This is a genomic window from Streptomyces sp. ME02-8801-2C, assembly GCF_033793965.1.
GTDB lineage: Bacteria > Actinomycetota > Actinomycetes > Streptomycetales > Streptomycetaceae > Streptomyces.
Window position 1 is genome coordinate 524,952 of the sequence record NZ_JARAXP010000007.1, and the last position, 16,911, is coordinate 541,862.

Here is a 16,911-nt window from a genome sequence, read left to right on the forward strand (position 1 = left end):
ACTCACCACTCACCCCGTACGCCCCAGGAGTCCCGCCTGTGACCGCCGAAGCCCCGACAGCCCCCGCCGTCCCCGACGGCTCGTACGGGCGTCTGATACCCGTCACCGTCCACTTCGACGACCTCGACTCCCTCGGCATGCTCCACAACGCGCGCTACCCGCTGCTGGTGGAGCGGGCCTGGAACGAGCTGTGGCACGGGTACGGCTTCACCTTCGAGGGCGACTGGGCGGCGGCGGAGGATTTCTGCAACGTGGTCAGGGAACTGGTCATCGGCTACGAGGCACCGATCGAGCGGCCCGGCGCCTACGCCGTGCACCTGTGGCTGGAACGCCTCGGCACGACAGGTCTCACCTACGGCTTCCGGTTCTGCTCGGCCGACGGGGAGACGACGTACGCCCGGGGTACCCGCGTCCTTGTCCGGCTCGACGCGGGCACCCTTCGGCCCACTTCGTGGAGCGACCGGTTCAGGGCCTGCGCTCAGGAACTGCTGCGCTCGGCGGACTGATCTTCGCCCGGTCCCTGTCGGCGGTACGCAGCACCCCCGCGAACCCGGCCAGCCCGCCCGCCAGCACCGTGACCAGCCCGAACGACACCACCAGGCTGGTCGCCTGGGCCAGCGTCCCGATCGCGCTCGGCGCGACGAGGCCCGAGGTGTACGTGATGGTGGCGACTCCCGCTATGGCCTGACTGGGGTTGGGGCCGCTGCGGCCCGCCGCCGCGAAGCACAGTGGGACGACCACGGCGATGCCCAGACCGAGCAGTGCGAAGCCCGTCATCGCCACGGCGGGCTGTTCGGCGACCACGATGAGCACCCCGCCGAGCACGGCGAGCACGCCGCTCGCTCGGACCGTGCGCACCGCGCCGAAACGGTTCACCACGGCGTCCCCGATGAGCCGCGCCACCGCCATCGTCAGCATGAAACCGGTCGTGGAAGCCGCCGCCAGACCGTCCGAGGTGCCCAACTCGTCCCGCAGATACACCGCCGACCAGTCCAGGCTCGCGCCCTCCGCGAACACCGCGCAGAACCCGATGGCGCCGATCAGCAGCGCGGACCTGGGCGGCAGCGCGAACCTCGGGGGCGGCTCCTCGTCCTCGGTGGGGCGTATGTCGAGCACCCAGCGACAGGCGGCCACCCCGAGGACCGTGAGGGTCGCCGCCGCGAGTGCGTGATGGAGGCGCGCGTCCGAACCCAGATGCGCGGCGAGGGTGCCGCCCGCCGCACCGATCAGGGCACCCGCACTCCACATGCCGTGCAGGCCCGACATGATCGATTTGCCCAGCAGGTTCTCGATCTCCACGCCCAGTGCGTTCATCCCGACGTCCGCCATACCCGCCGAGGCGCCGTATATGAACAGGGCGAGGCAGAGTGTGGGCAGGTTCGGGGCCAGGGCCGGCAGGACCAGTGCCAGGGTCCAGAACGCGATCAGCCCGCGCAGCGCCGTACGGGCGCCGAAGCGGTGGCTGACGCGGCCCGCGAGGGGCATCGCGAGTGACGCGCCGAGCGCGGGGAACGCCAGCGCGAGCCCCAGCTGACCCGCGCTGACCGAGGCGTGGTCCTGGATCCAGGGCACCCGGGTCGCGAACGAGCCGGTGACGGCGCCGTGCACGGCGAAGACCGCGGCCACGGCGTACCGGGCCCGCTTCACCTCGCCTCGTTCGTACAGCACTGCACTCATTCTGCGGGCCCCTCCCCGGGTCTGCTCCTCGCTGGGTCGCGGAGCCTGTGCCGCGCGCCGCCGTAAACTATCAGGAACCCTGCCTGATAGATAGCGGGATATCGGCCGTCCCATGGCGGGAGCGGCTCCGCCGATCTGGAAGGATCTCGCCATGCCCGCATCCCCGAGCACCGCCCGGGCCATCAACGACCGGCTCGCCCTGCGTCTGCTCCAGCAGGAAGGCCCGTTGGCGGCCGGGCAGTTGAAGCAGCTGACCGGCCTGTCCCGCCCGACGGTCGCCGACCTCGTCGAGCGCCTCACCGCCGCCGGACTGATCGCGGTCGTGGGGGAGTCGGGGGAGCAGCGGCGAGGCCCGAACGCGAAGGTGTACGGGATCGTCGCCGGCCTCGCGTACCTGGCCGCCGTCGATGTCCGTACCGAGGGCGTCTCCGTGGCCGTGACCGACGTGGTGGGCGAGGTGCTGGCCGAGGCGTCCGTGCCCATCGGCGACGACACCGGCACCGGTCCCGCCGTGGAACAGGCGGTCGCCCTCGTCGAGCGGGTCGCCAAGGAGGCCGGGGCCGAACAACTGCACACCGTCGGGATCGGTGCCCCCGGTCTGATCGACCCGGCGACCGGTGAGCTCCGGGACACCGGAGGACTGCCCGTGTGGCACCGCAGGCTGGTGTCGGCCGTCCAGGAACGGCTCCCCGAGACCCGCGTGATCGTCGAGAACGAGACCAACCTCGCCGCCCTCGCCGAGCAACGCGAGGGCGCCGCCCGCGACCGGGACACCTTCGTGCTGCTGTGGCTCGGCCATGGCACCGGCGCGGCCGTGGTCCTCGACGGCGCCCTGCGCCGGGGGGCCTCCGGCGGTACCGGCGAGATCGGCTTCCTGCCGGTGCCCGGGACGAGACGGCTTCCCTCGGCCACGGAGTGCGAGGGAGGCTTCCACTCCCTCGCCGCGGCGTCGCCCCTCGCCCAACTGGCGGGCGCGCAGGGCCTGGTGGTCACCCCCGAGGCCCACGAGCCCTATGCGGCCACCCTCGTCCGCGCGGCCGTGGCGACGCCCGACACCCCGGCCCACGCCCGGTTCCTCGACATCGTCGCCGACCGCGTCGTCATCGGCGCCGCGTCCGTCGTCGCCGTCCTGGATCCGGGGTGCGTGGTGCTGGGAGGTGAGGTCGGCCGGGCCGGCGGCGATGTGCTCGCCGCCCGCGTCGAGGAACGGCTCGCCCGGCTGTCCCCCCTCCCGGCGGAGGTGCGCGCGAGCACGCTGGGCGGCGGAGGGGTGTTGCGCGGGGCTTTGCTGACGGCCCGGGAACGCGCCCAGGAGGTGCTGTTCGGGGGCACCTCGGCCACCTGAGCGGACGGGCGGGCGAGGGCCCGGCGGCGGGCAAGGGCCGTCGTCACCGCCGCCGGTCCGGCACAGACGCTAGGAGGTCCGGAGTGTGACGGTCAATAGGTATGGACCAATCGCATGGCCGGATCGTCCACCGCTGACCGGGACTTGTGAGCGAGTCCACACAACTCACCCGCATGGAGTACGACCCGGCGTGGCACACTGGCCTTTAACAGAAGCAGCGCACTCCGGGGTCGGTGAAAGTCCGAACCGGCGGTTATAGTCCGCGACCCGTCCGCTTGTTTTTCGGCGGCCGGTTGACCAGGTGGAATTCCTGGACCGACGGTTAAAGTCCGGATGGGAGGCAGTGCGCGGCGGGCGGGCATTCGTGCGCGCCGCCGTACCGCTCGGCCATGGGCCGAGCTCCGTCCGGCGTCGCTCCCGGTGTTCCTGCCCGTTCACAGCTGTCGTCATCGACAGGCCCCGGAGTCCGTGCCCGAAGAGGCAGGGAGGACCCGGGAAGTGTTCACCGGAATCGTCGAAGAGCTGGGCGAAGTCACGGCCGTCGAAAACCTCGGCGATGCCTCCCGCTTCCGGCTCCGTGGCCCCGTGGTCACCGAAGGCGCCCGCCACGGCGACTCCATCGCCGTCAACGGTGTGTGTCTCACGGTCGTCGAACACGAGGGCGACGAATTCACCGCCGACGTCATGGCGGAGACCCTCGACCGCTCCAGCCTGGGCGTCCTCGCCGTCGGCTCGCGGGTCAACCTCGAACGCCCCATGGCCCTGGGCGCCCGCCTCGGCGGCCACATCGTGCAGGGCCACGTCGACGGCACGGGCACGGTCCTCGAGCGCAAGCCGTCCGAGAACTGGGAGATCGTCAAGATCTCGCTCCCCGCCGACCTCACCCGCTACGTCGTCGAGAAGGGGTCCATCACCGTCGACGGCATCAGCCTCACCGTCGTCGACGCGGGCCCGGACTACTTCTCCGTCAGCCTCATCCCCACCACCCTCGACCTGACCACGCTCGGCCGCAAGCAGCCCGGCGACCCGGTCAACCTCGAGGTCGACGTCATCGCCAAGTACGTCGAGCGACTGCTCGGCGCGCAGGCGACACCGGGAGCACAGGGGACACAGGGCACGCAGGGGGCCGCGAAGTGAACTGGCTGAACACCGAGGCGTTCACGCTCCTCGACCAGCACATCCTCTGGTCGGACATGATCGGCAACGTCCTCGGCCTGATCGCCCTCGCCCTCGGCTGGCGGCGCTCCATCCTGAGCTGGCCCGTGCAGTTCCTGTCCGGTCTCGTCCTCTTCGGTGCCTTCTACGGCCACCTCACCGGCAGCGCCGGCAAGCAGGTCGTCGTCATGCTCGTGGCCGGTTACGGCTGGTGGCAGTGGAACCGGAACAAGGGCCAGGGCAAGGACGGCCACATCACCCCGCGCTTCGCCACCTGGCGTGAACGTGCCGCCATGATCGGCGCCGCCGCCGTCGGCACGGTCGCCGTGGCCCTGCTCTTCAAGGCCTACCCGAGCCTGTCCTGGGACCCTTGGCCCGACGCCTACATCTTCGTCGGCACCATCGTCGCCATGTACGCCCAGGCGCGCGGCATGGTCGAGTTCTGGTTCGCCTGGCTCCTCGTCGACCTCGTCGGCGTCCCCCTCAACTTCGCCAACGGCTACGCCTTCTCCGGCTTCGTCTACGTCATCTACGGCGCGCTCGTCCTGTGGGGCATGCGCGACTGGTGGCTGCGCTCCCGCAAGGAGACGCGGCCCGTCCTGGAAGGAGCGCCCGCATGACCACGGCACCGATCCTGTACAGCACCGACAACATCGAGGACTGGTCCCTCGACCCGATCGAGCAGGCCATCGCGGACATCGCCGCCGGGCGTCCGGTCGTGGTCGTCGACGACGAGGACCGGGAGAACGAGGGCGACCTCGTCATCGCCGCCGAGAAGGCGACCCCCGAGATCGTCGCCTTCATGATGAGCGAGTGCCGTGGGCTCATCTGCGCCCCCATGGAGAGCGACGAGCTCGACAGGCTCCGGCTGCCGCAGATGGTCGACGACAACACCGAGTCGATGAAAACCGCGTTCACAGTCTCGGTCGACGCCTCGGCCGCTCACGGTGTGAGCACCGGTATCTCCGCCTCCGACCGGGCCACCACGCTTCAGCTCCTCGCGGGCGGCGTCGCCGGTGCCGACGACTTCGTCCGCCCCGGCCACATCTTCCCGCTGCGCGCCAGGCCCGGCGGCGTCCTGGTCCGCAACGGCCACACCGAGGCCGCCGTCGACCTCGCCCGCCTCGCGGGGCTGCGCCCGGCCGGCGCCATCGTGGAGATCGCCGGCGAGGACGGCCGGATGCTGCGCCTGCCCGAGCTGATCCCCTTCGCCCGCAAGCACGGTCTGACGATCATCTCCATCGAGGACCTGGTCGCCTACCGCAAGAGCGCCGAACCCACCGTCCGGCGGGAGGCCCGGACCAGGCTCCCCACCGCCTTCGGCACGTTCACGGCGTACGGCTACCGCTCCACCGTGGACGGCGTCGAGCACGTCGCCCTCGTCCACGGCGAGATCGGCGCCGACGACGGCGAGGACGTCCTGGTACGCGTCCACTCCGAATGCCTCACCGGCGACGTCTTCCACTCCCTGCGCTGCGACTGCGGCCCCCAGCTGGAGACCTCCCTCGAACGCATCCGGGACGAGGGCAGGGGAGTGGTCGTCTACCTGCGCGGCCACGAGGGACGCGGCATCGGACTGCTGTCCAAGCTCCGGGCGTACGAACTCCAGGAGCAGGGCCGCGACACCCTCGACGCCAACCTGGAGCTCGGCCTGCCCGCCGACGCCCGGGACTACGGCGCCGGCGCGCAGATACTCCAGGACCTCGGTGTCCGCAGCGTGCGCCTGATGACGAACAACCCCGACAAGACCGACGCGCTCGTCCGCCACGGCCTCAAGGTCACCGGCCGCGAGCCGATGCCCGTACAGGCGGGCGAGCACAACCTCCGCTACCTGCGCACCAAGCGGGACCGGATGGGACACGACCTGCCCTGGCTGGACACGGCCCCCGTGTCCCCGTGCGGCAACCAGTAACCAGCGATCACAGAGGAGAGACGAGAACGTGAGCGGCAAGGGCGCACCCGAACTGTCCGTACGCAACTGCGCCGACCTGCGGGTCGCGGTCATCGCGGCGCAGTGGCACGAGAAGGTGATGGACGGTCTGGTGGACGGCGCCCTGCGCGCCCTGCACGACCTGGGCATCGACGAGCCGACCCTGCTGAGGGTCCCCGGCAGCTGGGAACTCCCGGTTGTCGCCAAGGTCCTGGCCGGGCGGGGCTACGACGCGATCGTCGCGCTCGGCGTCGTCATCCGGGGCGGCACCCCCCACTTCGAGTACGTGTGCCAGGGCGTCACCCAGGGTCTCACCCAGGTCTCGGTCGACACCGGCGTTCCCGTCGGAATGGGCGTGCTGACCTGCGACACGGAGGAACAGGCCCTCGACCGCGCGGGCATCGAGGGCTCCAACGAGGACAAGGGGCACGAGGCGGTGACGGCCGCGGTGGCTACGGCGGCCACCCTCCGTTCAGTATCTGAACCGTGGAGGTAGGTCGGCCGACACAACGCGTAAAGTGAACGTCACCATGTCCAATAAGACGTTCGAGGAGCTCTTCACCGAGCTCCAGCACAAGGCCGCCACGGGCGACCCCGCCACTTCCCGCACCGCAGAACTGGTCGGCAAGGGCGTCCATGCCATCGGCAAGAAGGTCGTAGAAGAGGCCGCCGAAGTATGGATGGCCGCCGAGTACGAGGGGAAGGAAGCAGCCGCCGAGGAGATCTCGCAGCTGCTCTACCACGTCCAGGTGATGATGGTCGCCCGCGGAATCTCGCTGTACGACGTGTACGCCCACCTGTAGGTCCCGCCCCACCGTCACGTCTCGCACACCCACACACCCACACACAAAGGAAGCCGACCTCATGCTGCGCATCGCCGTCCCCAACAAGGGTTCCCTGTCAGGCCCCGCGTCGGCGATGCTGCATGAGGCCGGCTACCAGCAGCGCCGCGAGTCCAAGGAGCTGCGGATCGTCGACCCGGAGAACGAGGTCGAGTTCTTCTACCTCCGCCCCCGCGACATCGCGATCTACGTCTCCTCCGGTCGCCTCGACATCGGCATCACCGGCCGCGACCTGCTCATCGACTCCGGCGCCAACGCCGAGGAGATCCTCCCGCTCGGCTTCGCCCGCTCCACCTTCCGCTTCGCCGGCAAGCCCGGCACCGCGACCGGTATCGAGGACCTGGCCGGTCTGACCGTCGCCACCTCGTACGAGGGGATCGTCGCCAAGCACCTTGCCGACCACGGCGTGGACGCCTCCGTCGTCCACCTCGACGGCGCCGTCGAGACCGCGATCGAACTCGGTGTCGCCGAGGTCATCGCGGATGTCGTCGAGACGGGCACCTCACTGCGCAACGCGGGCCTCGAGGTGTTCGGCGAGCCCATCACGAAGTCCGAGGCGATCGTCATCCGCCGCGTCGGAGCGGAGGCCGAGGAGACTGCTGAGTCGAAAGTTCAGCAGTTCCTGCGCCGCCTCCAGGGCGTCCTGGTGGCCCGCACGTACGTGATGATGGACTACGACTGCCGCGTGGAGCAGCTGGAGAAGGCCGTCGCCCTGACCCCGGGTCTGGAGTCGCCGACCGTGTCGCCGCTGCACAACGAGGGCTGGGTCGCCGTCCGTGCGATGGTTCCCGCCAAGGAGGCCCAGCGGATCATGGACGACCTGTACGACCTCGGCGCGCGCGCCATCCTGACCACGGCCATCCACGCCTGCCGCCTCTGAGACACCGGAAGCGACCGAGACACGGGAAGCGACCGACACCGTGAGCGACAGGGACCGTACGCCGATGCAGGACCAGCCCACCGCACCTGTTCCACCGGCGCTGCCCGCGCTGCCCGTCACCTTCCGGCCGGGCCGGACCCGGGCCGTGCTGGGCACCGCGAGCGTCGCGATCTTCGTCGTCATCACGACGATCGCACTGCTCCTGGAGAAGCTCAGCCCGGGGGAGCGCCTCAGCTTCGTCTTCACAGGCGCGCTGCTGTCCTCCGTGCTCCTGCTGCTGTCCCGGCCGAAGGTGGTCGCCGACGAGGCCGGGGTCACCGTCGTCAACATCGCGAGCAAACGGCGCCTGGACTGGGCGGAGATCCTCCGGGTGAACCTCCGTCCGGGCGACCCGTGGGTCTTCCTCGACCTCAGCGACGGTACGAGTCTGCCCGCGCTCGGCATCCAGCCCGGCATCGCCAAACAGCGCGCCATCGAGGACGCGCGCACCCTGCGGGCGCTCACCGAGGCGCGGTCCGCGGGCGACCCCGAACAAGATCAGGGCTGACTCAGGGCCGTCCACCCTGCCGCACAGGGCCATGTCTTGATTAATCTGTTGGCGGAGGCGTTTCCACGCGCCTCCGCCACTGATGCTCCCCCCGGTCTTCAGAGGCCCCCTGCTACCCGAGGAGTGACTCCCTCCAGCGATGGACGGATCGTCCTGTAGTACCTGCGCCGCCCCCTTCCGACATATCGAGGCGGCGGCATCATGACCACCCCCTTGCTGCTCCTCGGAGCCGCATTCCTGCTGATCCTGGCCAACGGCTTCTTCGTCGCCGCCGAGTTCGGCCTCGTCACGGTCGAGCGTCCGGACGCCGAGAAGGCCGCCGCCGAGGGAGACAGACGAGCCCGTACGGTCGTCGACTCCCTCAAGGAGCTGTCCTTCCAGCTCTCCGGCACCCAGCTCGGGATCACCATCACCTCCCTCGTCGTGGGCATGCTCGCCGAGCCGGCGCTCGCGGAGCTGCTGCACGGCCCGGTCACCGCGATCGGCATTCCCGAGGGCGCCGCCTCCGGTGTCGCCGTCGTCGTCGGCATGCTGCTGGCGGCCGCCGTCCAGATGGTGATCGGCGAACTCGTGCCCAAGAACTGGGCGGTCTCCAAGCCGATGCAGGTCGCCCGCTTCGTGGCCGGCCCCCAGCACGCCTTCTCCCGGCTCTTCCGCCCGGTGATCGCCGGTCTCAACGCCGTGGCCAACCGACTGGTCCGCGCCCTGGGCGTGGAACCCGCCGAGGAGCTGGCCTCGGCCCGCACCCCCGGCGAACTCGTCTCCCTGGCCCGGCACTCGGCACAGGCCGGCGCCCTGGAACAGGACACCGCGGACCTTTTCGTCCGGACGCTGTCGCTGGGCGAGCTGACCGCGCAGCACATCATGACCCCGCGCGTGCGGGTCAGCTCGCTGCAGTCGTCGGCCACCGCCGAGGACGTCGTCAACCTGACCCGGGCCACCGGCCTGTCCCGCTTCCCCGTCTACCGGGAGCGGATCGACGAGATCGTCGGCATGGTCCACCTCAAGGACGCCCTCGCAGTGCCCGCGGCCGACCGGCTGCGCACACCCGCGGGCCGGATCGCCAAGCCGCCGCTGCTGGTCCCGGAGACACTCCCCGTGCAGCCACTGCTCGAACTGCTGCGCAGCCAGCAGCCCATCGCCGTCGTCGTCGACGAGTACGGCGGTACGGCGGGCGTGGTCACCCTGGAGGACATCGTCGAGGAACTCGTCGGCGAGGTCCACGACGAGCACGACGACGTGCTCAACGAACCGACCGAACTCGCCGCCGCCCCGGCCGAGGACGGCCGCCCCGCCTGGGACGCCGACGGCAGCTGCCGCGTCGACATCCTCCAGCGCATAGGCCTCGACGTGCCCGAGGGCCCGTACGAGACGGTCGCCGGCCTCGTCGCCGACCTGCTGGGCCGCATCCCGGTCCCCGGTGACCGGGCCGAACTGCCGGGCTGGCGCCTCTCGGTCCGCCAGGTCGGCCACTACCGCGCCGAACGGGTACGACTGATCAGGACCCCGGACAGCACAGAGAACAGCGCGGACACCGGCACGGACACCGGCGCCGACAGCGCTGACGACGCGAAGACGCCGGATCTCGCGGTGGAGGCGGCCAGATGAGCGTGCTCCAACTCCTCTTCGCCCTCCTCCTCGTGCTCGCCAACGGCTTCTTCGTGGGCGCCGAGTTCGCCCTCGTCTCCGTCCGCCGCAGCCAGATCGAACCGCTCGGCACCGCGCGGGCCCGCCAGGTGCTGTACGGCCTGGAACGGCTGCCGCAGATGATGGCCGCCGCCCAGTTCGGCATCACCGTCTGCTCGCTGACCCTGGGCGCGGTCGCCGAACCGACCGTGGCCCACCTGCTGGAACCGGTCTTCGAGGCGGCCCACCTGCCCGAGGGCATGATCCACCCGCTGGGCTATGTCATCGCCCTCGCACTGGTGGTCTTCCTCCATCTGGTCATCGGGGAGATGCTCCCGAAGAACCTGGCGATGGCGGCGCCCGAGAAGACGGCGCTGTGGCTGAGCCCGGGCCTGGTGGCCTTCGCCCGCCTGTGCGGGCCGGTCACGGTGGGGCTCGGTGCCTGTGCCCGGCTCGTCCTGAAGCTCTTCCGCGTCGAGCCCAAGGACGAGGTCGAGGCGGTCTTCACCAGCGAACAGCTCAACCGCCTGGTGGAGGACGCCGGCCAGGCCGGACTGCTCGACCCCGGCGAGCAGGAACGCCTCGAGGACGCGCTGGAACTGGGTTCCCGCCCGGTCACCGACGTCCTCCTCGACCGCGAGTCCCTGGTGACGGTGGGCCCTTCGGTCACCCCGGGCCAGGTCGTCGCCCTCACCGCCCGCACCGGCTACTCCCGTTTCCCGGTGGTCGCGGACAACGGCGCCTTCATGGGCTACCTGCACGTGAAGGACGTACTGGACCTGGAGGACTCGGAACGGGCGGTGCCGCAGCACATCTGGCGCTCCATGACGACCCTGCGCTCCGAACTCCCGCTGGACGACGCGCTGACGGTGATGCGCCGGGCGGCGACGCATCTCGCCCAGGTGGCGGACGGCTCGGGCCGGGTGATCGGCCTGGTCGCCATGGAGGACGTACTGGAACTCCTGGTGGGCGAGGTCCGGGACCCGGCACACCGCCAGCAGGTACCTCCGGTGGTTCAGGTGGGGGAACCTCGGGCGGAGGCGCAGTCGGAGGTGTTGGCGAGCTGATGCTTTGTGGGGCGCGGGGGGTTCGCTTTTGACTGCGGCCCCGATGGGGGCTGATCGCGCAGTTCCCCGCGCCCCTGAAAGACCCGGCCGTCCCGCCCGCCCGGTCTGCGGGCATGCGTGCCGCCTGGGGCGGCACGGGTGGGCGCAGGCGGCACCCCGTCAGCGCCGGGCTGCGCGAACCCGCCCACACCTGCGCTCACCTCCGCTCACAGGGCTGACGGGTCCTGGGGGCCCCGGCCCGACAGCACCTCCCCGTACGCCTGCATGAGGTCCGGCAGCCGCAACGTCGACAGGTCGTCCCGCGTCAACATCCCCGGATACACCGACAGCCGCAGATCCCGGTACGCACAGCTCTTCTCGTACAACGTCCGCAGGAACCGCCCGTTGCCCAGCTCGTCGATCCACCCCTGGTCCACCACGTGCCCGGCGATCGAGCGCAGCTCGTCCAGCGCCTCCTCGTCCCACACATCACCGTTCTCGGCGGCCAGCACCTCGCCGATGGAGGTGAGTTCGAGCGGCCGGTACGAGGGGAAGTCGACGCGGGTCGTGAAACGGGACGACAGCCCGGGGTTGGCGGCGAGGAGCCGGTCCATGCCCTCCGGGTAGCCGGCCAGGATCACCACCAGGTGGTCCCGGTTGTCCTCGGCCCGCTTCAGCAGCACCTGAAGGGCCTCGTCGCCGTACGCGTCGCCCTTGCCGTAACCGGAGTTGGAGAGCGAGTACGCCTCGTCGACGAACAGGACGCCCCCGATCGCCGAGTCGATCAGCTCGTTGGCCTTCACCGCGGTCTGGCCCAGATACTCGCCGACCAGGTCGGCCCGCTGCGCCTCGACCAGATGATCGCCGCCGAGCAGCCCCAGCGCGTAGAACACCCGACCGAGGATGCGTGCCACCGTTGTCTTGCCCGTGCCCGACGGACCGGAGAAGACGAAGTGCCGCTTCGGCGGCTGGACCGGCAGCCCCTGCCCCGCCCGCAGCCGCGCCATGTTCAACTGGGCCGAGAGCGCCTTCACCTGGCGCTTGACCGGTTCCAGGCCCACCATGCGCTCCAGCTCGGCCAGCGCCTCCTCGAGCAGCCCGGGGTCGGTCGGACCGGTCGGCGGCGGCTGGACCGGGAGCGCCGCCTTCTCGCGCACCGAGTCGGTCGCGGACGGCAACGGGCCTCCGGTCGACGGGAGTTCGGGCTCCGAGAGCTTGAGATCGCGGCCTTCGCCGCCGAACAGGGGGTCGATGCCGTCCGGGCTCTCCAGCAGTTCCTGTCCGATCCCGGAGAGGGTGATCGCCGCGAGGTCGGCCGCCTCGTCGTACCCGTCGCCCTCGGAGATCGCGGCGAGCCGCGCCGAGGTGTCCATGAACGCGGCGTCCACACGATGCACCGCCCGGTACAGGGGCAGGGCCGCCGCCGAGCGGCCCGTGCCCTCATGGGCCCGCGCCAGCCAGTACCGGAGTTCCTTGCGCTGCGGCTGCTCGCTGCGACAGCGCATCAGCGCCGCCGACAGCAGCGGCTCCGCCTGCCCGTACATCTCCAGGCGCACCCGGGCCATGCCGCCGAACAGACCCGCCTCGATGCCCAGCATCGCGTCGTTGATCAACGGGTCGGTGTTGCGGACCAGTTGCTCCCAGTCCTTGACGAGATAGGCGCGGCACGCGTGCAGGAACCGGACCTGCGGGTCCGTGTCCACCGGCGGCAGACCGGCCAACGCCCGGTCCAGTTCCGGCACATGGCGGCCGTCCAGCCAGTGCGAGGCGTGTGCGAGCAGCAGGTCGCGCGGGCTTTCGAGTACGGGCTGCACCCACCAGCCCAGCCAGTACCAGGAGTTGAGTGTCCGGCGATGGCGGGCGCGCTGCTCCCCGAAGCGCTCCCGGTGCCGGAACATCCGTAGCAGCGCGGTCGTCGTGTCGACGCGCAGCGCGTGCAGTCCGAGCCAGCCGTCGGCCATCCCGGGATCCATCCGCACCGCGGTGCGGAACTCCTCCTCCGCCTGCGGATAGGCGCCCATCGTGTAGGCGTCCACACCTCGCAGCCAGGCGAGGTCGGCCGGGGCCTCGGGGCCCTGCGTGCCGAAGTCCATCACGTCCCCCACAAACCGTGCCCCCGATTTGCCTCTCCGACGGGCCGGTGCCCGTCGGCAGCTTGGTCGAACCGCTGTGCCGCGGACGGGAGTTGCAACGGTGCGCAGAGCAGCCGTCCGAGTCGCACCGAGGGCATCGTACCTGCGCCGGAGGTGCCCGCAGGAGGGTGCCGCACAGGCCGTTTTGACGAGGTGGGAGCATATGGGGCGCACACGGCGCGGTCACCCAGGGTGAACGAATCGCGCCTCGCGGCGGCCGGAAACCGGAATGTGGGCAGAACGAAGCCCCCGATCACGGGGGAACAACCGGGGGCTTCGCGACTGCGGGCGGCTCCGAATGGCCGCACATTGAGAACGTAAGTCCTGTACGGCTCACCGGTCAAGCCGAGTTGAAGCACTCGGACAAGTTGCGTGACAAGGGGCTTCACAAGTTCACCACACAGCGGATGGCCCGTCACCGTGAGTGAGATCCTGGTCTGATCCAACGGTCCCGTCGGGCCCCGGCAGCACCTCGTACCCCTCGCCGCACTGTCGCACCAGCAGGTCGGCGAACGGACGCGAGGGGTCCGCGGCGAAGTGCCGTCGTTCCGCGGCGACCCACCCGGCCCAGAACTCGCTCTGTTCCGCCCCGTCCCGCGACCGCCCTCGCGCCCAGGCCTCCTCGTCGGGCAGCTCCATCCACAACAGCCGCGCCAGGAACGGCCGTAGCGCGCGCCGGCCGGCTCCGACCCCCTCCATCAGTACCACCGGGGCCGCCGGCAGTGTCCGGGGCGGTCCGAAGAGCCGGGAGGTCCAGTCGTAGCGGGCGTAGGAGGCGTTCTCGCCGCGCCGAAGCGGTTCGATCACCTGGCTGACCAGGCGGGGTGTCCACTCGAACAGTTCGTCGTGGCTGGCGATGTCGTCGAGGTGCAGTACGGGTGCCCCGCCGAGGGAAGCGGCCAGTCGGCCGGCGAACGTGGTCTTCCCGGACCCCGCGTGGCCGTCGACGGCGATCAGGCGGACGGGGCCGCAGGACGGCGGCAGTCTGCGCAGGGTGCGTGCGAGGTCGTGGATGTCGGTTCCCGGGGGCGATGGAATTCGGACATATTGCCGGGGGTCATTCTAGGGACCACTCGCGCGCCCACAGTCCGCGTCCCAGGTCACACCAATGGTCGAGACCAATATTGCTGGGCGCGGCACGGCCCGAAGTGCTGGCATGAGCCGGACACCGGCGGCCATAGTTGGCGAAAGTCCGTGCACTGTCCCGCCCGTCCAGGACACAGGGGGTCCCTCGCCCATGAGCAGAGTCGAAGAGCCGTCCCGCAGAACCGTCCTCGCCGCGGCGGTCGTCGCCGCCGTCGCGGGCGGCGCGGGCCCGGCCACCGCCGACACCCCGGCGGCGACCGGCCGCGAGGCGGCCGCGGATACCGCTCGCCATGTCGACAACCGCGCGTGGACCGCGTACACGGACTGGTGTGCCGGCACGGCCAAGGGTGCCCGTGCCGTCGCCGGTGTGCGGCCCGGGCTGGTGATCGGTGTCCCGGTCGGCACGGTCGACTACACCGATCCGCACACCGGTGCGACGGCGGCCTGGGAGTACGCGACCTGGACCTCCCCGGTGCACCGCCTCTCGGTGCCCTCCACCGAGGTCATCGCCTCCTGGAACGCGCGCACCCCGGCCGGGACCTGGCTCCAGGTCGAACTGACCGGCACGTACTCCGACGGCACCGCCGCCCCCTGGTACGTGATGGGTCGCTGGGCCTCCGGCGACCAGGACATCAGACGGACCTCCGTCGACGACCAGACCGACGGCAAGAGCACCGTCTGGACCGACACCTTCGCCATCGACGACCCGGCCACGGGCCTGCGCCTGGTCTCGTACCGGCTGCGGCTGACCCTCTACCGCAAGCCCGGCAGCACGGCCACCCCCACGGTCTGGCGGCTCGGCGCGATGGGCTCCGACGTCCCGGACCGCTTCACCGTCCCCGCCTCGGCACCCGGCCCGGCCGGGGAACTGATCGTCCCCCGGTACTCGCAGGAGATCCACACCGGCCAGTACCCCGAGTACGACAACGGCGGCGAGGCCTGGTGCAGCCCCACCTCCTCGCAGATGATCGTCGAATACTGGGGCCGGAAGCCCACGGCGCAGCAGTTGTCCTGGGTCGACCCGGCCTACGCCGACCCACAGGTGTGCCACGCGGCCCGCTTCACCTACGACTTCCAGTACGGCGGCTGCGGCAACTGGCCCTTCAACGCGGCCTACGCGGCGACCTACTCGGACCTCCAGGGCGTGGTCACCCGCCTCGAGTCGCTCACCCAGCTGGAGACGCTGATCGCGGCCGGCATCCCGGCCATAACGTCCCAGTCGTTCCTCAAGACCGAGCTGACCGGGGCCGGTTACGGCACCTCCGGGCATCTGATGACCGTGATCGGCTTCACCGCCGACGGCGACGTGATCGCCAACGACCCCTTCTCGGCGACCAACGAGGCCGTGCGACGGGTCTATGCGAGGCGCGAGTGGGAAAATATCTGGCTGCGGACCAAGCGCTACAACGCGGTCGGCAAGGTCGTTTCCGGCACCGGCGGCGTCTGCTATCTGTACTTCCCGGCACGGCCGACCGCGGCCCAGCTCGCGGCCCTCGCCGCGGTGGGCGTGCGCTGAGCCGAGAAATCCAAGACGTGTGAGCGGCCCCCGGGAGACCGGGGGCCGTCCGCTTTCAGGGCGATGTGACCAACGTCTCCGCAGCGAAAGCCCCGATGAATGGCAAGGTGGACAGAACGGTGGGGGGAGTCCATCGCACATCGACCACAGCGAGATGCCATGACCGCGAGCACTGCCGCAGCCCCCGCGCGCACCCGTACCGGCGGCCCCCAAGAGGACGGCCCGAAGATCTTCGAGCACGTCATGGGCTGGACGTTCGTGATGGTGCTCGCCATGTTCGTCGTTCAGCTGGGCCTGCTCTGACCCGGTGCGATCTGCCGCGAACCGGGCTCCGTCCCTGTCGATCAGAGTCGAACGTGCAGGTGGCTCCGGTCTGCCATACTTCGGATGTCCCGCCCGCAGTTGGAGACCAGGGCCCCAAATTGAACAGTAGTAGACAGCAGGCCGCCGAACGCCCGCGGGCGCGCAATACCGACCGCTCCCTGGCGCGTCGCGCCGAACTCATCGCCATCGGTCGGAAGTTGTTCGCCGACAGGTCGTACGACGCCCTGTCGATGGACGACATCGCACGTCAGGCACAGGTCGCCAAGGGGCTCATCTACTACTACTTCCAGTCGAAGCGCGGCTACTACCTCGCCATCGTCGAGGACTCGGTCGCCGACCTGGTCAGCTTCGCGTCCAGCGGTCTCACCCACGCCCCCGTGGACCGGGTGCACCGCACCATGGACGCCTACCTGCGCTTCGCCGAGCACAACCAGGCCGCCTACCGCACGATCGTCAGCGGCGGCGTCGGCTTCGACGCCGAGGTGCAGGCCATCCGGGACGGGGTGCGCGAGGCGATCGTCGCGACCATCGCCGAAGGCGCCTACGGCAGAGGGGACATCGGCCCGCTGGCCCGCATGGGTCTGTTCGGTTGGGTGTGCAGCGTGGAGGGCGCCACCCTCGACTGGATCGACCGCCCCGAACTCTCCCGCGACATCATGCGCGAACTCCTCGTGAAGATGCTGGGCGGCGCCATGCGCGCCATCGAGGAACTCGACCCGACGTACGTGACACCGGAGCCCGCCCGCCGGGACAACTGACGGCGCGGGGGCGAAGGCGCTCGGCCTCCGCCCCCCAACTGCTCTCC

Annotated in this window: 17 protein-coding genes and 1 riboswitch; of the genes, 14 read left to right on the top strand and 3 right to left on the bottom strand. The window is 70.6% G+C overall.

Translation table 11 applies throughout. From position 1 onward, the window contains the following. The first annotated feature begins 38 nt into the window (after positions 1-38). A complete protein-coding gene (locus PV396_RS25460) occupies positions 39-506 on the top strand; it encodes an acyl-CoA thioesterase (protein ID WP_319208287.1) in 468 nt (155 codons plus the stop codon). On the opposite strand, the gene PV396_RS25465 is transcribed toward PV396_RS25460, so the two are convergent. Beyond that, on the bottom strand, positions 466-1,677 hold the full coding sequence (locus tag PV396_RS25465; protein ID WP_319208289.1) for an MFS transporter: 1,212 nt from the start codon (positions 1,675-1,677) through the stop codon (positions 466-468). The genes PV396_RS25460 and PV396_RS25465 overlap by 41 nt on opposite strands. A gap of 151 nt (positions 1,678-1,828) precedes the next feature. On the opposite strand from PV396_RS25465, the gene PV396_RS25470 reads away from it, so the two are divergent. The 10 genes from PV396_RS25470 (at position 1,829) to PV396_RS25515 (ending at position 11,069) form a co-directional block, all read left to right on the top strand. Continuing rightward, positions 1,829-3,022, top strand: coding sequence for an ROK family transcriptional regulator (locus PV396_RS25470; RefSeq protein ID WP_319208292.1), 1,194 nt, complete (start codon positions 1,829-1,831; stop codon positions 3,020-3,022). A gap of 215 nt (positions 3,023-3,237) precedes the next feature. Next, positions 3,238-3,373, top strand: a riboswitch (FMN riboswitch). 147 nt (positions 3,374-3,520) lie between these two features. Further along, complete coding sequence (locus PV396_RS25475; protein WP_319208295.1) at positions 3,521-4,159, top strand: riboflavin synthase; 639 nt, start codon at positions 3,521-3,523, stop codon at positions 4,157-4,159. Then, positions 4,156-4,797: a nicotinamide riboside transporter PnuC gene (pnuC, locus tag PV396_RS25480; RefSeq protein WP_319208299.1), complete on the top strand. Its 642-nt coding sequence runs from the start codon at positions 4,156-4,158 to the stop codon at positions 4,795-4,797. Before PV396_RS25475 ends, pnuC begins: the two co-directional genes overlap by 4 nt. After that, on the top strand, positions 4,794-6,089 hold the full coding sequence (locus PV396_RS25485) for a bifunctional 3,4-dihydroxy-2-butanone-4-phosphate synthase/GTP cyclohydrolase II (RefSeq protein ID WP_319208301.1): 1,296 nt from the start codon (positions 4,794-4,796) through the stop codon (positions 6,087-6,089). The genes pnuC and PV396_RS25485 overlap by 4 nt, the downstream gene beginning before the upstream one ends. A 28-nt stretch (positions 6,090-6,117) precedes the next feature. Then, a complete protein-coding gene (ribH, locus tag PV396_RS25490; protein ID WP_319208303.1) occupies positions 6,118-6,603 on the top strand; it encodes a 6,7-dimethyl-8-ribityllumazine synthase in 486 nt (161 codons plus the stop codon). A gap of 34 nt (positions 6,604-6,637) precedes the next feature. Continuing rightward, entirely contained in the window at positions 6,638-6,910 is a 273-nt protein-coding gene (locus tag PV396_RS25495) for a phosphoribosyl-ATP diphosphatase (RefSeq protein ID WP_319208306.1), read from the top strand. Between the two features lie 61 nt (positions 6,911-6,971). After that, positions 6,972-7,829 carry an ATP phosphoribosyltransferase gene (gene hisG, locus PV396_RS25500; RefSeq protein WP_319208308.1) on the top strand — a complete coding sequence of 286 codons (858 nt, stop codon included), beginning with the start codon at positions 6,972-6,974 and terminating at the stop codon, positions 7,827-7,829. 64 nt (positions 7,830-7,893) lie between these two features. Next, positions 7,894-8,376, top strand: a complete 483-nt coding sequence (locus tag PV396_RS25505; RefSeq protein WP_319208453.1) for a PH domain-containing protein — start codon at positions 7,894-7,896, stop codon at positions 8,374-8,376. Positions 8,377-8,577: 201 nt separating this feature from the next. Next, positions 8,578-9,984 carry a hemolysin family protein gene (locus PV396_RS25510; RefSeq protein ID WP_319208311.1) on the top strand — a complete coding sequence of 469 codons (1,407 nt, stop codon included), beginning with the start codon at positions 8,578-8,580 and terminating at the stop codon, positions 9,982-9,984. Beyond that, entirely contained in the window at positions 9,981-11,069 is a 1,089-nt protein-coding gene (locus tag PV396_RS25515; RefSeq protein ID WP_319208313.1) for a hemolysin family protein, read from the top strand. Before PV396_RS25510 ends, PV396_RS25515 begins: the two co-directional genes overlap by 4 nt. 206 nt (positions 11,070-11,275) lie before the next feature. Here the strand turns inward: PV396_RS25515 and PV396_RS25520 are convergent, their stop codons facing one another. Both PV396_RS25520 and PV396_RS25525 read right to left on the bottom strand, forming a co-directional pair. Next, entirely contained in the window at positions 11,276-13,141 is a 1,866-nt protein-coding gene (locus PV396_RS25520; RefSeq protein ID WP_319208315.1) for an AAA family ATPase, read from the bottom strand. 432 nt (positions 13,142-13,573) lie between these two features. After that, positions 13,574-14,194: a hypothetical protein gene (locus tag PV396_RS25525; protein ID WP_319208455.1), complete on the bottom strand. Its 621-nt coding sequence runs from the start codon at positions 14,192-14,194 to the stop codon at positions 13,574-13,576. Between the two features lie 223 nt (positions 14,195-14,417). On the opposite strand from PV396_RS25525, the gene PV396_RS25530 reads away from it, so the two are divergent. The 3 genes from PV396_RS25530 (at position 14,418) to PV396_RS25540 (ending at position 16,864) form a co-directional block, all read left to right on the top strand. Beyond that, entirely contained in the window at positions 14,418-15,782 is a 1,365-nt protein-coding gene (locus PV396_RS25530; protein WP_319208318.1) for a peptidase C39 family protein, read from the top strand. A gap of 159 nt (positions 15,783-15,941) precedes the next feature. Further along, a complete protein-coding gene (locus PV396_RS25535) occupies positions 15,942-16,085 on the top strand; it encodes an SCO1431 family membrane protein (protein WP_319208321.1) in 144 nt (47 codons plus the stop codon). Positions 16,086-16,204: 119 nt separating this feature from the next. Beyond that, positions 16,205-16,864, top strand: a complete 660-nt coding sequence (locus PV396_RS25540; RefSeq protein ID WP_319208323.1) for a TetR/AcrR family transcriptional regulator — start codon at positions 16,205-16,207, stop codon at positions 16,862-16,864. Positions 16,865-16,911 lie beyond the last annotated feature (47 nt).